Raw genomic sequence first — 17,267 nt, forward strand, 5'->3', positions numbered from 1 at the left:
CGCTACTTCAATAATTTCTTTACACTAAACTTAGGTTTCTTTTTTAGTTTTTCAATTATTTTAAGAAAGGCAATTGCTGTGATATAACTATCGCCCAAAGCAGTATGACGGTCTCTTTTTGAGATATCAAATTTTTCAGCTAATTCATCTAAAGAATACTGTTCTTTTCTTGTCAGTAATGGCGAATTGATTAATGTTTTTTTATAGAGTACGGATGTATCTAGAAATGTGTTTAGCAATTTAGGAAGGCCATGTCTTTCAAGCGCACAATTAATCATATTTTTATCAAAACCAACATGGTGCGCTACAAAAACAGAGTTGCCAAGAAAGCTTAAAAATTGTTGTAATGCCTCTAATTCAGATATGCAATTGGGGCCTTCATTTCTTAAAATACCATGTATTTGTACATTCTCAGCGTGATAAAAATGTTGGTCTAAAAATATCTCAAAACTATCTTGAACTGCAATAGTGTTGTTTTTTATTGACAATGCTCCTATGCTAAGTATTCTGTCATTTTCATAGTCAAATCCCGTAGTTTCAGTATCAAGTACTACAAAACGAACAGCATTGATATCATCTGGTTGTGGTTCATTAAAACTTTTTGCATAGGTATGCCAAAAGTCAGGCAGGTGTACATCTTTTTTTCTCTTTTTAAAAAAGCCCATTATCCTAAAAGATTTGCAACCATGAAACGTACTTTAATAAGCTCTTGCAATTCTTTAATTGTTTTAAAAGTTCTTTTTAATTTAATTTTTTCTTCTTTGCTTAATGTGTCTAATGCTATAAACCGACCCGAATCATTATGTAGCAAACCTTGTTTTGTTCTAAATTTTAACAATGCTTTTGTCGCATATGAGCAGGCTAAAAAAAGTTCTTGCGAATTGGGCTCCAATTCGGCTAAACGTTCAAAACGTTCTGCGGTATTGTTTATTGATTTTATTTTATGCGAAAGAATAAGTAAACGTGCAGCATCAACCAAAGGCATTAAAGCTCTTCGTTTTAGGTCGAAAAAATCTTTGTGTGCACCATCGTCTTCTACGAGAAATGATCTAAAGAATCCGGAAGGAGAAGGATTTTGGAGCGCACCACTTGCTAAATGTCTAAAAAAGATGGGGTATGTTGATGTCTCCTCAAAAATATGTTCGGTCAATTGGTCAATTAATTCCTTTTCGCCATAAACTAAATTATAATCGAAGAATATTGATGACAAAAGAACTTCTTCAGGTCCGGGGTTAGCAATCCAATGCGATACTGCAGTTTTCCATTGCGATAAACTTAGGCACCATTTAGGGTTAGAACCCATCATTTCGGCTGGGCAGTATTCATACCCTATTTTCATTAAACCCTTAGTGATATGTTTTGCTAGTTTTAGAAAATACTTGGTGGTATTGGCCAATTCTGATTCTTCAACATCTTCAAAAATTAGCGCGTTATCTTGGTCTGTATGCAGTAATTGTTCGCTTCTACCTTGACTACCCATACTAATCCATGAAAATTTCACCGGAGGCGGTGAAGACATTCGTTCTAATGAAAGATTGGTAACTTGTTTAACACAAGCATCATTGAGCTCTGAAATAATTCTAGAAGTCAAGGTCATCGGAATATTTTGATCCAAATAGCCTTGCAATAAATTCATAATACTTTTACGTATTAATTTTATCTTTTTAATCTTTCTAGCCCTTTTAATTGCTTTCATTAATACCGCAGGATTATTACCTAAGGTCAACATTAAATCATGCTTAGAAAGTATGCCAGCAGCAGCTGTGTTTACAGTGCCATCTTCTGTGAGGCATAAATGACTAATATTACTTTTCATCATGGCCATTTGTGCCTGTGCAACTGTCATTTTTTTTGGGTAGGTAATTACAGGCGAAGTCATTATTTCAGAAGCCTTTGCACTAATAGGTAACAATCCGGTTGCTACTTTATTTCGAATGTCTTTATCTGTAATAATACCAATTGGCAATTTGTCTTCTAGAACTAACATTGCGCCAACTTTTCTTTTGGTCATCCGTTCAGCTAAAGATTGAATAGTAGTGGTTTTGGTACAACTAACTATTTTTTTAGAATAAGTGACTTGTTGAAAATCAAAGAGAACTGTGTTTGTAGGTGTGATTTTTGGTGCTACAGAACCACTAACCAGTTGACCTTTTTCTTTTATGGAATACGGGTTTCTCGTGTTGGACGCAAAGCTTTCGATTAGAAAATTTCCAACATCCTCATATTTTTGGGTGTGCGGACGAAAGGCATTTAACGGTATCGCATATAGAATGCTCTCTTCAAAAGCAAAGGCATCCATTTTATAATTCTCGTTGGCTATAAGAGGCCGTAATCCGAAGATATCACCTTCATCACATTTGTCAAGTAACGAATTGTTTTCTTTATTGTTTAAGATAACTGCACCCTTATGAACCACGTAAAAACATTCATGAGGCGCCTCATCCGTTTGAAAAACCGCACTGCCCTTATCGCGATATACTATAGAAACTTCTGCAGCAAGATTTTCTAAATCTGTTTTGTCGATGGCATTAAAAGGAGGGAAGCGCCTTAAAAAATCAGCTACACGAATAGATATGGTATTGTTCATATCGCAAATTTAAAGAATTAGATGGCCACTACAGTTTAGAGTTGATTGTAAACAAAATATAAAATATTGCATATAAAAATATAGGTGATACATAAAAATATTTATTGAAATTGACTTAGATTAAAAGAACCTTTAGCGAAAAAAAACAAATAATATTTGCTTGCTATTTTTGTACCCCTTGCGTATTTTCTTAAAAGCTATTCTAATTTGAGATTCAACAGTTTTTATTGAAATATCCAATTTCTCGGCAATTTCTTTGTTTTTGTAACCTTCTTTTTTACTAAGTAAAAGAATCTCTTTGCATCGGTCAGGAAGCGAGTCAACTAAACTCATTACCATTTCAATTTTCTCTACTTTATCTAAGAGTAAAGAATCGTCTTCAATTATTTGTTCTTGAAGAACTTTGTGTTTAAAAGACACCAAAGAATGCTCAATTCTTTTATTCTTACGAACATTCTGTATGCTAGCATTATATACCGCTTTATATAAGTATGATTTTACTGAGGTATTAATTTTTAGCTCTTCTCGCTGGGTCCAAAGCTTAATAAATATACTTTGTACAAGGTCTTCTGCATCAGGTAGCCTAAGTGAGAATTGTAATGCATACACACATAAAGGTCTGTAATGCAAATCAAAAAGCATTTTTAAGGCATGGCTGTCGTTTTGTTGCACTCTTGCCCAGATAGCTTCTTCATTCATTTTCACACATCATAATTATTTGATACTGTTCGCAGTTCAACGTTAAAGTAAAGATTGAAAAGTAAGAATAATATATTATTCTTTAATTAAAACTTAAACTAACATACTAATCATTCTTGTAAAAAGCCTATAACACTAAAAAACAATACTCAGCCTAGAAATAGAAGTCCGAATGTACATTTTTTAAAGGAATACCAAATGTGGATAGTAAATTCATTTTTACCCTCTATTTAGTATAACGAGATGTTTTATTCCTAAAAACAGATAAGGTTAGAATTCGAAACCTAGCTAACATTTTTTTTGCAAAAAAAAAAGAAGAAGTTATCTACTAATTATTAATTCTTCTAATACAGTAATTAAACGAATAATGTAAAAGTTGCCCTATATATAATTAATAATTAAAAAAAAATGAATTTTTTTTAAGGGTATACTAGAAATTAAGCGTCATAACTAAAAATATAGTAAATAAACATTCGGTGTATTGAAAAATTTAATAATAAAATTTATTTCGAATACCATTACATCTGAAGAATTAAGTACCCTTCAGAAGTGGTTAGAAAATCCTAAAAACAAGGATTATTTCAAAGAAATGATTAAAACCAATCAAAGGTTAGATTTTGCCTATAGAGAGATTGACGTAGAAACTGCCTACCAGCGTATTATTAATGCAACTTCAGAAAATAAAGTTGAATCTAAGAAAGGTTATGGTCAATTTTTAAAATATGCAGCAATAGCAATACTATTGCTTTCCACATCCTTTGGTATATATACCTATGTAAGCAATAGCGACAAAGTTAAAAATGTAACAACACAACAAATTGTTACCACTGACACTGAAATTGTTTTAGAGTTAGAAGATGGTAGTTTGAAAGTTCTTGATGAAAGTAAGAAGGCCATAATTACGAATAACAAAGGCGATAAAATTGTAAAACAAGAGTATAATAAACTAAAATATTCTTCTAAAGCCAATACAACTAATAATCTGGTATATAACAAATTGATAATTCCATATGGAAAGCGATTTGTAATAGAGCTTTCAGATGGTACTATTGTTCATCTTAATGCTGGCACAAAATTGCGTTATCCTACGGTTTTTTCAGATAATGGCAATAGGGATGTTTATCTAGATGGAGAGGCATTTTTTGATGTAAGTGAAAATAAAAAGCAACCTTTTGTGGTTCACACAGAGCAAATGGATGTTCGTGTTTTAGGCACAAAATTCAATGTTTCTAGTTATGAAAATGAAGAATCAACTTCTACCGTATTGGTTGAAGGAAGTGTTAGTGTGTTAGGCACGCAGGATAACAATGACGATGAGGGAATAATTATATCCCCTAGCCAGCAAGCGCTTATAGAAAAAGGATCTTTGGTAGTTCAAGATGTAGATATCCAAAAGTATATTGCTTGGATGGATGGTACACTTTATTTTGTGAACGACCGGTTTGAGGATATTATAAAAGAACTCGAGCGTAATTACAATGTGAAAATTATGAATAATCATCAAGTATTGAACAGTGTTCGGTATACTGGTAATTTTCAAAATAAGACTTTATCCGAAGTTTTAAATGTCTTTAAGAGGAATACAAAATTTGACTTTGAATTTAACGGTGATACTATTGTAATAGCACCTACTTTACATATGAAACAAAATGATTAAAAAAAAGAGTAAATAACAAATCAAATACTGCCTATGAATTAAACACATCTTAAATCGAAAAATTGACAGAACACAATTCGATTTAAAAACCAACCGACTAACAGTTGCCAACCAACAAAAAAATCAAACTAAATTATGGAAACTACCAAGATTAAGAAGTGGTTTGAAAAAACAACTTCGCAATTAAATACGAAAGTGAAGATTACTTTCTTTTTTCTATTAACTGCGCTATTTCAGATGAATGCCAATACTGGCTATGCGCAAATTACCAAAATCTCCTTGAATCTTGAGGAAGTAACTCTAAGAGAAGCTTTTGACGAAATCGAAAGTAAAACTGCTTTTCGCTTTTTTTATAAAAATCAAGATTTACAACTAAATCGAAAGGTTACCTTAAAATTGAAGAAAAAATCAATCGATGTTGTTTTAGATAAACTCTTCCATAACGATGTGGTGACATTTGAGGTATATGATACATATATCGTTCTAAAAAAAGCTTTACCTGTTGTTGATTCAAAAGAAGAATCAATTATGAGTCCAGTTGATATTATGCAATCTCAGGTTAATGGAGTTATACTAGATCAAAACGGAGTACCCTTGGGGGGCGCCAGTATTGTTGAAAAAGGCACTTCAAATGGTACACAATCTGATTTTGACGGAAATTTTGTTCTCGATGTTGAAGATGATGCTATTTTGGTAGTTTCTTATATTGGTTTTGTAACCAATGAAGTAGCGTTAAATGGGCAGCAGAGTATAAACATAACACTTTCTGAAAATACAGCTGCGCTTGAAGAAGTAGTAGTGGTAGGCTATGGCACCAAAAGAAAGAAAGACATTATTTCTGCAGTATCTGTAATTGATCTTGAAGAAGTTGCAGATGTGCCAGCAGCAAATGTGTCTAGAATATTATTAGGTCAGGCACCTGGTGTAAATGTAGCATCTAGCTCAGGACGCCCTGGGCAAAATCTTGATATATCAATTAGAGGTATGGGGTCATTAGGAGCAGGAAACGATCCGCTTTGGGTAGTTGATGGGTTTCCTCTAGAATCTTCAGATGGTTTGAATCCGACAGATATTGAATCTATATCCATATTAAAGGATGCCGCTTCAACCGCTATATACGGTGCAAGAGGTTCAAATGGCGTAATTCTCGTTACTACTAAAAAAGGACGAACAGGCAAAACTACTGTAACATTAGACGTAGCAACTGGTTTTCAGAATGTTCCTGAATCACGTAGGCTAGATATGATGAATGCCGTACAATTTGGAGAGTTTCAAAAATCAAGTTGGATTGACAGATATATTGCAAGTAATGGAATGGAACCAGCTGAAAGTGAAATTCCAGAAGGTATCCGTAATCCGGAGAACAACACGATTTCTACAGATTGGATGGATGAGATATTAGCTAAATCTCCATTATTCAAGAAGTACGACCTTTCAATTGCTTCAGGTAACGAGAAGACAACATCGTTAATTACTTTAGGCTATATGAATCAAGATGGAGTTGTTATCAAAACAAATTTTGAACGCTTCAATGTTAGGGTTAAAGTAGATAATAAGGTTACTGATAATATTACTATTGGTATGAATTTATCTGGCTCAAGAACAAATGAAAGAATTATTGGTGCAGGAACTAGACATACGCCTGTCGGACTTGCTTTATGGGTAGATCCTAGAGAACCTGTTTATAATGAAGATGGAAGTTTTAATGCCTACTTGGGTGATAAGGATACTCCTGGTGATTTAATTTTTAATAGTGCCAACCCTGTGCAAATATTGCATGAGCAAAAAACAACTCAGAATACAAATCGAATACTAGCCAATGGTTACGCAGAGTTCAAGTTTTTGAAAGACTTTACATTCAAATCAACCCTAAATGCTAATATTGTCAATTCTAGATATAATCAGTTTACACCATCAACTTTGTCTGGTTTTTCATGGAATGAGCCAGCACCAAATGATGCTGATCTGTCAGAACAATATATGGAAACCTTTAATTGGTCTGCGGATCAATTGCTTTCCTACGCAAAAGTATTAAACGATATTCATAGCTTTAATGTGTTGTTGGGTTATACTTCACAAGAATCTACAGTTAGGTCAATTGACGGCGATGGTACAAAATTCCCAGATGATGATATTCGATTTCTACAACAAGCAGAATCTTTATCAGCGGAATCAGCAGAATCTAGTTGGAGTCTATTAGCATATTTTGCGCAGCTTAATTATGATTATAAAAACAAATATTTAGTTTCTGCTACCTATAGAAGGGAAGGAAGTTCAAGATTTGGATCTAATAATAGATGGGGTAATTTTCCTGCGGTTTCTGCGGGTTGGAGAGTTTCCGAAGAAGCACTTTTACAAAACGTATCATGGCTGACTGATTTAAAATTACGTGCTAGTTTTGGTGCTACAGGAAACAATGATATTGGTAATTACCCAAGTTTATCAACACTTGGATCAACGAATTATATTACGGGTGGAAGTTTTCAAGCAGGTAAAATATTAAACTCACTTTCCAATCCAAACCTAGGTTGGGAGAAATCCAAACAGTTTGATTATGGTCTCGATTTAACCATGTTCAACAACCGGCTTAGCTTTGTAGCGGAGTATTATAAGAAAACTACGACAGATATGCTATTGCCAGTGAATATACCGGTTATCACAGGTTTTGAAACCACCTTTACAAACATTGGTAAAGTAGAAAATACTGGTATTGAATTGGGATTGAATTATAAAACAAATATTACTGAAGACTTAAAGTTCCGTAGTAATTTCAATATTTCGTTTAATAAAAACAAAGTACTTGAAATAGATGGTGATAATGACGAAATTAGATCTGGTGGTATTTATGGATCACATCATGTTTCTCAGGTAGGCAGACCAATAGCTATGTTACATGGGTTTAGAAACCTTGGAGTGTTTCAATCTCAAGCAGAAATTGATGCTTCACCTACTCAAGATGGTGCCGTGCCAGGTTCTTTTAAGTATTTTGATGCCAATGGAGATGGTGAGATTACCTACGATTTTCAAGATTATGTCGAGATCGGAAATCCGCATCCAGAATTTGTTTATGCCTTTAATATGGGGCTAGATTATAAAGCTTTTGATTTTAATGTAGTATTCACCGGTGCGCAAAACTATGAAGTTTTTACTACCATAGAACACACTACTATGAATGTAGATGGGGTTTTCAATGTAGAGACGAAAGCAGCAGATAGATTTAGGTACACTACCATGTCTGGTGATGCTGGTCCTACTTCCAATTTTTGGAAATGGGAACGTGAAGGGAACAGTTATTATATTTCTGATGCAAGCCATGTATGGCTAAGAAGTTTATCCTTGGGGTATACCATTCCTATAAATGAAGCCTCCTTTCTTGACGGGGTTAGAGTTTATGTAAATGGAGACAATCTTCATCTTTTTTCGAGTTACCCATATGGTAATCCTCAACCAAATGATCGTGGTGGATTAAGGCCTGGTGTAGATGAAACACCTTATCCTTTAGCTCGTACAATTTCTCTCGGGGCAACATTGAAATTTTAATAAATAAAAAACTAAACAATGAAAAATATAATCAAGATATTTATAAGTTTATCGGTGGTTTTTTCCATGTTTTCTTGTAGCGATGATTTTTTGGACAAACCAAACCCTAATCAATTAGGCGAAGGAAGTTTCTATGCAAATGAAAAACAAGTCACTCAAGCTATTATGGGTGTTTATGGTCAATTGCAGAATATTACAAGTGATCAATGGCTTTATAGCGAGATGATTACAGATAACACCACTGTTCATTTTGATGAGGGTAATAGGGGAAATGCACCTAATATAGAGTCTTTTGAATACTGGCAATATAATTCTGGTACCGGTAGAATGTATGACCTTTATAGAGATAGTTACAACGCCTTAGGCAATATAAACCTAACCTTATCAAAGCTTGAGGAGGCAGACATAGATGCCGTTGCAAAGACACAGTTTGAAGGCGAATTGCGATTCTTTAGAGCATATTACTATTTTCTGCTAACCCAGTATTTTGGTGATGTGGTTCTAGTAACCGAACCTTTAAACGATCCGTCAGCTGCGTTTGAGTTAGAGCGTTCTCCCATTTCAGCAGTGTATGATCAAATTGAGAGTGACCTTGCTATTGCAATAGCAGCTTTACCTCATCCAAATGCTGTTGATGCTTCAGATTTAGGCCGAGTAACTAAAGGAGCAGCACTTACCCTTTCAGGCAAAATATGGTTAACAAGAAAAGATTATGTTAGAGCCAAGGCAGATTTAGATCAAGTAGCAGCCCTAGGTTACAGTATATTAGATAATTATGCTGATGTTTTTGATCCAACAAACAAAAACCATAACGAGTCTATTTTTGAAGTTCAATTTCAAGGAGGAAATGATTTAGGTGAAGAAAGTGGATTCATATATGATTTTTACCCCAAGTTTTCTAATGGAGAGGTTACAGGATTCTCAGGAATAAGTGGCGGTGGATGGAATATTCCTACTTTGGATATTATTGCAGCTTATGAAGAAGGTGATGCGCGAAAGGTAATTTCGTTAAGTGAAGGGTATACAGATATAAATACTAGTGAATTTGTAGCCATTCCATTTATTGAAAAATACCATTACGAACATTCAATACAAGGTCGACCTGATAGTAATTGGCCAATATACAGATATGCTGATGTATTATTGATGCTTGCTGAGACAATCAATGAACAATCTGGACCAAACACAGAAGCTTATGGTTATCTTAACAAAATTAGGGATAGAGCAGGTCTTGATCCACTTTCAGGGCTTTCACAAGATCAATTCAGAACCGCTTTACTACATGAAAGAAGAATTGAATTGGCCTTTGAAAATCATCGTTGGTTTGACTTAAGAAGAACCATGAGTGCCACCGAACTTGTCGCCTTTTTAAATGCTCATGGAGCATCGGAAAAAGCTAACCAAACGACACCAAGAGGTTCAGTAGGGTTTTCGGCAGGAGATTATATATTTGATACCCATGAAATATTATTTCCTATTCCAAATAGAGAGCGGGTTGTAAATCCTAATTTAGGACAAAATGACGGCTATTAGGCTTTAATTATACTTATAAATTAGTATTTTACTGTGTGTGATTGTTTCTAAACCTTTTAAGGTGTTGTGCATCATATTGAATTGTCATTTTTCAGGAATGAAAGATTGATGATGATAGAATAATATTTGTAAACATATGGAGAGTTTTAATTGGATATTACAGCTTTTGGGTCGTTTTCATTCCCTATTAGTGCATTTTCCTATAGGTTTGTTAGTAGTTGCTTTGTTTTTTGAGCTGCTGACATTAAAAGGAAAACGGCAGTCGTTACGTGCAGGTATTCATCTTATGATTTTTGTAGGTGCTGTATCAGCGGTAGTTGCAGCTATGTTAGGCTGGTTGCTTCGTACCTATGATGATTATAGTGGAGAATTAGTGACTAATCACCAATATTTGGGTATTGCTACCGCGGTTTTAGCTGTAATTACTGCGGTATTGTTGCGAAGTACTTTAAAAGGAAAGTTCTCAAATTATCGCACCTATCGCGGTGGTCTAATCGTTACGGTAATTTTACTTTCTATAACAGGGCATTTAGGTGCTAGTTTAACTCATGGTGAAGATTATTTGACCAGTGTATTTCCAGGTAATACTGATGTATATGATGACGCTAAAGGTTTAGCCTTGTTAAATGAATTAAAGAATTCAGATTCAATTACTATTGCGCAACAAGACAAACTCAATCTAGAGGTAAGAGCAATTTTTGCTCATAATTGTTACCAATGCCATAGTGAAAACAAACAAAAAGGCGAATTAATTCTTGAGAATAAAGAAGGGGTATTTAAGGGAGGAGAATCTGGCAAGGTAATCGTCGCGGGTAAACCAGATGAAAGCGAATTATATAAGCGTATCACCCTTTCACCCGATGATGATGAAGTGATGCCTAAAAAAGGGAAGGTACTTAAGGATAATGAAATAGCCTTGATCAAACTATGGATTCAAAATGGAGCATATTGGTCAGATCAAGCCCTTAAAGTATTCCCTGAAGCGACTTTAGCGTTAGAAAAACCAGATTTGCCAAAGGCGGAAAATCAAAATCATCCAATTGATAAATTAATCGATGCTTATTTTGAAAAAAATGATGTTGACTGGTCATCAGTTGTTGATGATAGAACTTTTATCAGAAGAGCATATATGGATGTTATTGGCCTACTTCCAGAACCTGAAGCAATTGCCGAATTTTCAAGAGATTCAAATCCTAATAAAAGAACTGCGCTCATTGATAAGCTTTTAGAAGACACGCATAATTATACTCAAAATTGGTTGAGTTTTTGGAATGACTTGTTACGAAATGATTATAGTGGAACAGGGTTTATTACCGGCGGAAGAAAACAAATAACAGATTGGTTGTACACTTCTTTGGAAGAAAATAAATCGTATGATAATATGGTTAAAGAATTGGTCAATCCTACCGAGGTGTCAGAAGGCTTTATTAAAGGAATTGAATGGCGGGGCGTAGTAAATGCTAGTCAACGTACTGAGATGCAAGCTGCTCAAAATATAGGTCAGTCATTATTAGGTGTAAATGTAAAGTGCGCATCATGTCACAATAGTTTTGTTAGTAATCTTACATTGGCAGAATCGTATGGTTTTGCATCCATTTTTGCTGATTCGGTGTTAGAATTAAATCGTTGTGATAAGCCATTGGGAAAAATGGCAACCGTAAATTTTCTGTATCCTGAATTGGGTGAGGTTGAAGCGGAGACCATAAAAGAACGCTTATTAAAGCTTTCTGAAGTTATGGTTAAACCTGAAAATGGTAGATTATATCGTACAATTACCAATCGTTTGTGGAAACAAATGATGGGGCGTGGTATAGTTGAGCCTGTAGATGAAATGGATAATACCCCTTGGAATTCTGATTTGCTAGATTGGTTAGCATCAGATTTTATAGAATCCGGGTACGATTTAAAACATTTGATGAAGCAAATAATGACATCAAAAACATATCAACTACCAACGGCTCATTATGAAAAATTAGAAGACATAAAATCTGATTATGTTTTTAAAGGTCCTATTCTTAGACGAATGAGTGCTGAGCAATTCTCAGATGCTGTGAGTCAAATTATAAAACCAATGTATGCTGCTGTTGCATTTAATCCTAAAGGTGAGGGATTACCGTCTTCAAGAATATGGCATCGTGAAATAAAATTTGACCGAGATGTATTGCCAGAGCCAGGAAAACGATATTTCAGAAAAACATTTGAAGTCAATCCAAAAACCATAACTGAGGCAAAAGTTTTAATTTCTGTAGATCATTCATACACACTTTATATCAATGATAATAGCGTGTCTGATGGTGCTGATTGGAAGAAAGTTGATCGCTTAGATGTTTCAGAGTTTCTAAAAAATGGTGAGAACATAATAGCAGTAGAGGGCTCAAATGAAGGTACTATTGCCAACCCTGCCGGAATATTATTTTCGATGAAAATAGTATATGCTGATGAAAGTGAACAGATTATTAGTTCTGATAAGACTTGGAAAAGTACTGATGAAAAACCAAATGATAAATGGACAAACATTGACTTTGATGATAACGAGTGGAAAGAAGTGCGTAATTACGGTACGTCAAATTGGGGTAAACTAGTAGCCTTTTCATTTGAAGATCAAAATGGTGAATTTGCTAGAGCAAGTCTTGTACAGCAACACCCATTTATGAAGGCATTGGGCAGGCCGAGTAGAGAAAACGTAGCGACATCAAGAGACGAACAGGCTACGCTTTTACAGGCATTAGAACTTACCAATGGTGAATTTTTTAATAACGTCTTAGAAGAAGGTGCGGGCTTATGGTTAAGAAGGTATGGCGAAGACAGTGAAAAGATTGTGAATGAACTTTATCGGCAAACATTAGGACGTCAGCCTACCAAAGAAGAAGAGAAAATATTACTGGCGGCATTGGGCGACCAACCCAAAAAAGAAGAGTTACAAGATATATTCTGGTCTACATTGATTTTACCTGAATTCCAATTTATAAACTAGAGATGGCGATGGATGAACAAAATACACGTAGAGATTTTATAAAGAAAATGGCATCAGCAAGTTTGGCTGCATCAGCAACCAGTATTCCGTTGGCTAGTTTTTTAAGTTCATGCAAGGGTAGTGTACCTAAAATTTCTTCCACAGCTGACACTGTAATTTTATTATGGATGGCAGGGGGTATGGCTCACACAGAAACCTTCGACCCTAAAGCATACGTTCCCTATGAAAAAGGAGTAGAAAGCAAAAGGGTTTTAAGTACTTTTCCAAAAGTACCAACAGCTGTTGATGGCCTCGATTTTTCTGAGGGATTAGAATCAATAGGAAGTGTAATGGACAAAGGGGCGATTATCCGTTCCTATAAATCAGCTGATTTAGGTCACATATTACATACTAGACATCAATACCATTGGCATACCTGTTATGAGCCTCCACAATCAGTACAAGCACCTCATATTGGTGCGTGGATTGCAAAAGAACTCGGCCCATCTAATCCAGTAATACCACCATTTATTGCCATGGGACAACGGTTTACAGTGGGTGAAGCAGAAGAGTTGAAAGCTTTTCATTCTGCTGGTTTTTTAGGAACTGAATATGGTCCGTTTTTAATTCCTGATCCATCGGGTGGACTTGACAGTGTACGTCCGCCACAAGGCATGTCAATCAAGAGGTTTGAAGCGCGATACAAGTTGTACAAAGAATTGGCCAATAAAAGTAAGGTCATGGAAAACGGTAGCGACTATCAAAGAGAATCATTAATGCGTTCGATGGAACAATCATATCGCTTATTGAATTCACCTGAGGCTAAAGTTTTCGATTTATCAGAAGAACCAAAAGAAGTTTATGACACTTATAATACAGGGCGTTTTGGATTGGGTTGTCTTTTAGCAAAAAGATTAGCCATGAACGGAGGCAGGTTTATTAGTGTTTCTACAGAATATGAGCCATTTTTAGGATGGGATACTCATGAGAATGGCCATACACGTCTAGTAAAGATGAAAGAACTTATAGATCGACCAATTGCCCAATTGGTGAAAGATTTAGATGAGAGTGGTCATTTAGATCGTACATTGATTATATTGGCTAGTGAGTTCAGTCGTGATGCTATAATGGAAGGCCGACCTGGTGAACAAGTAAAAGATCAAGTGCCACAACCTGATGTTATAGAAGATGAGAAGTTTTATGGAATGCATCGACATTTTACGGATGGAAGTTCGATACTATTGTGGGGTGGAGGCGTTGAAAAAGGTTTAGTGTATGGAAAAACAGCAGATGAAAGACCTTGCTCGTCCATAGAAAATCCGGTGGTAATTGATCAGGTGCACCAAACCATTTATCATGCCCTTGGTATGCATCCTGAAACGCAGTATACTATCGAAGGGAGACCCTTTTACACCACACCAGATGGACATGGAAAACCCATTATGGATTTGTTTGGTAAACCCATGACAAAAACAAAAGATCAAGATAAAGAGGTTTTGGCCTCATAGTGCTACATGAAATTAAAATGCTTAATGACTAAATACCTTTACCTACTACTAATCCCATTATTATGGTCTTGCCAAGATTCAAAGAACAATCAAATAAGTTTCAACCGTGATGTCAGGCCCATTTTAAATGATAAATGCCTTAGATGCCATGGTGGTGTCAAGGCTAGTGGTCAATTTAGTTTGCTTTTTGAAGAAGATGCATTTAATGAAACACAATCAGGTGCACCAGCAATTGTTCGTGGTAATCATTCTAAAAGCCAATTGTACAAGCGCATTGTTCATGATGATCCAGAGTTGCGAATGCCTGTTGATGCCCCTCCGCTTAGCGAAAAAGAAGTAGAAATTCTCGTACAATGGATTGATCAAGGCGCTAAATGGGAAAAGCATTGGGCCTATATTCCACCTAAAACAGATATTGAACCACCTGAGATTGACAGCTTGTCTTGGGCCAATAATAAAATCGACCAATTTGTTTATGCTAAAATGCAGGAAAAGGAATTGTCTCCTTCGCCTGAGGCTGACAAAGCAACTTTGTTGAGAAGATTGTATTTAGATCTAATTGGTATTCCTCCGACTATAAAAGAAGTTGAAGCATTTATGGCAAACAACTCTGCAGATGCTTATGAAAAAGAGGTTGATAAAATAATGGCTTCACCACATTTTGGTGAACGTTGGGCAGCGATGTGGATGGATATGGCTCGGTATGCTGATTCTAAAGGTTATGAAAAAGATTCGAATCGAGAAATATGGAAATTCAGAGACTATGTAATTAATGCTTTTAATGAAGACAAGCCATTTGATCAGTTTTCAATAGAACAATTGGCAGGGGATCTTTTGCCAAACCCCAGTGAAGAACAATTAATAGCAACGGCTTTTCATAGAAATACATTAGCAAATGATGAAGGCGGTACTGACAATGAAGAATTTAGAATAGCTGCGGTAGTTGAGCGCGTAGCAACAACCTATGAAGTTTGGCAAGGTACTACAATGTCATGTGTTCAATGTCATAGTCATCCGTATGATCCTTTTCGACATGAAGAGTTTTATGAGTCTATGGCCTTTTTTAATAATGCTCGCGATAATGATTCCTATTTTGAAGAGCCCAAACTTTTTACCTATTCCGAAGAAAACAAAAAAGAAGTAGCATCACTTTTAAATTTTATTGATACCGAGCTTTTACCGGAAGATGCCGCTCCGAAACTTCCGTATTTACATAGCGAGAAAGAAGCGGTTTTAACCAGATTAGGACATCGAATGCGTGAGGCAGAATCATTTTATGAATCGAGTCCTTTTATTGAATTGGATGAGAGCCTGAATTTACTTTGGCAAATACAAGATAGTTCATGGGTTAAGTACGATAAAATTGATCTTAAAAATATTAATGAAATTGGCTTTTTCGCATCTGCAACAATTGGTTATGCTGGTGATATCTCAATCCATCTAGACTCACTAAATGGAAAAAAAATAGGAGGTGTTAAGATTACCAGAACAGGAGCAACAAAAAAAGGGTATGAAAACCGGAATAATACCCGTGAGTTTAAGGCATCAATTGATGCGGTTGAAGGAAAACGAGATGTTTACTTACGGTTTTTTAAAGGAGAACGATTTGATGGTCATCTCTTCTTTTTAGATAAAATGAGGTTTTATGAACGAGAACCTCGCATGCAACTATACAGTGCTGATTTTCAGAAAAAGCTAGAGAAACTTGCCGAAATGCCCACTACTTCAACACCTATAATTGAAGAGTTACCACAGGCAGAATCTCGTAAAACACATTTGTTTGAACGTGGTAGTTGGTTAAGTTTGGGGAACGAAGTAGAACGTGGTATTCCAAACATTTACGGTCAAGAAGAAGCAAAAGAACCCAAAGATCGTTTGGCATTTGCACAATGGATGATGAGCACAGAAAATCCATTAGCTGCACGTGTAGCGGTTAATCGTTTTTGGGAACAACTTTTCGGATTTGGATTGGTAGAATCAATGGAAGAATTCGGTACACAAGGCGAAAAACCAACACATCCTGAATTGTTAGATTGGATGGCGGTTCGTTTTGAGACTAAGCATGAATGGCAAGTAAAACCATTTCTTCGTGAATTGGTACTTTCTGCAACGTATCGACAATCATCAGATGCCGATGTTGACAAAATTGAAAAAGACGCAAGAAATCAGTGGCTTTCTCGTGGATTTCGAACACGCTTATCTGCAGAACAAATTCGTGATCAAGTTTTAACTGTAAGTGATTTGTTAAATCCTGTTGTCGGCGGGCCTAGTGTTGTGAATAGTAGTGTAGATGGTGGTTGGACAGGAGTGCCTGATTGGGCCATTAAAGGTGATTCAGCGGAGTATCGGCGATCACTTTATACCTTGTGGAAGCGTGTAACCCCACCGAATGAAATGCTAACTTTTGATAGTCCGGATCGATCTGTTTGCGCTTCTCGAAGAATTCGTACGAATACCCCTTTACAAGCGTTAAACTTATTGAACGATGAAACATTTTTTGAAGCATCGAATGCACTAGCGACACAAATGTATGAGTCAGATGATGACATTGAAAAACAGTTGACATTCGGATATTCAAAAGTAATGGGTCGGTCAATAAGCGATAAAAAATTAAAGCTTTTAAAAGAACTCTATCTAGATGCGCAATTGCATTTCAAAGATGAAACAAAAAGCGTTAAGCTTCCGGAAGCAGCAGAAGGAAAATTTGGAAATGAAAAGAATAATTTAGCAGCGTTAGCGATTGTTGCCAATGCCATGTTGAATTTAGATGAATTTATAGTAAAAGGCTAG

General features: G+C 35.7%; 9 protein-coding genes. 6 read left to right on the top strand and 3 right to left on the bottom strand.

The annotated features are described in order from the left end of the window. Positions 1-2: 2 nt before the first annotated feature. The 3 genes from JQC67_RS11770 to JQC67_RS11780 all read right to left on the bottom strand — a co-directional run bounded on the left by JQC67_RS11770 (position 3) and on the right by JQC67_RS11780 (position 3,286). On the bottom strand, positions 3-665 hold the full coding sequence (locus JQC67_RS11770; RefSeq protein WP_203253006.1) for a 3'-5' exonuclease: 663 nt from the start codon (positions 663-665) through the stop codon (positions 3-5). Next, a complete protein-coding gene (locus JQC67_RS11775; protein WP_203253007.1) occupies positions 665-2,587 on the bottom strand; it encodes a DUF294 nucleotidyltransferase-like domain-containing protein in 1,923 nt (640 codons plus the stop codon). Before JQC67_RS11775 ends, JQC67_RS11770 begins: the two co-directional genes overlap by 1 nt. Before the next feature lie 132 nt (positions 2,588-2,719). Continuing rightward, positions 2,720-3,286 (bottom strand): RNA polymerase sigma factor, encoded by a 567-nt coding sequence (locus JQC67_RS11780; RefSeq protein ID WP_203253008.1) that lies wholly within the window; start codon positions 3,284-3,286, stop codon positions 2,720-2,722. Positions 3,287-3,767: 481 nt separating this feature from the next. Between JQC67_RS11780 and JQC67_RS11785 the strand changes: the two genes are divergently transcribed. The 6 genes from JQC67_RS11785 to JQC67_RS11810 all read left to right on the top strand — a co-directional run bounded on the left by JQC67_RS11785 (position 3,768) and on the right by JQC67_RS11810 (position 17,267). Continuing rightward, positions 3,768-4,943, top strand: a complete 1,176-nt coding sequence (locus tag JQC67_RS11785; protein ID WP_203253009.1) for a FecR family protein — start codon at positions 3,768-3,770, stop codon at positions 4,941-4,943. A 135-nt stretch (positions 4,944-5,078) separates the two neighbouring features. After that, a complete protein-coding gene (locus tag JQC67_RS11790) occupies positions 5,079-8,483 on the top strand; it encodes a TonB-dependent receptor (RefSeq protein ID WP_203253010.1) in 3,405 nt (1,134 codons plus the stop codon). Between the two features lie 18 nt (positions 8,484-8,501). Next, on the top strand, positions 8,502-10,016 hold the full coding sequence (locus tag JQC67_RS11795) for a RagB/SusD family nutrient uptake outer membrane protein (RefSeq protein WP_203253011.1): 1,515 nt from the start codon (positions 8,502-8,504) through the stop codon (positions 10,014-10,016). A gap of 136 nt (positions 10,017-10,152) precedes the next feature. Beyond that, positions 10,153-12,990 (top strand): DUF1549 domain-containing protein, encoded by a 2,838-nt coding sequence (locus tag JQC67_RS11800; RefSeq protein ID WP_203253012.1) that lies wholly within the window; start codon positions 10,153-10,155, stop codon positions 12,988-12,990. Between the two features lie 8 nt (positions 12,991-12,998). Beyond that, a complete protein-coding gene (locus tag JQC67_RS11805; protein WP_238934618.1) occupies positions 12,999-14,477 on the top strand; it encodes a DUF1501 domain-containing protein in 1,479 nt (492 codons plus the stop codon). A gap of 24 nt (positions 14,478-14,501) precedes the next feature. Next, positions 14,502-17,267, top strand: coding sequence for a DUF1553 domain-containing protein (locus JQC67_RS11810; protein WP_203253014.1), 2,766 nt, complete (start codon positions 14,502-14,504; stop codon positions 17,265-17,267).

The organism is Aurantibacter crassamenti, assembly GCF_016811105.1.
Taxonomy (GTDB): Bacteria; Bacteroidota; Bacteroidia; order Flavobacteriales; family Flavobacteriaceae; genus Aurantibacter_A; species Aurantibacter_A crassamenti.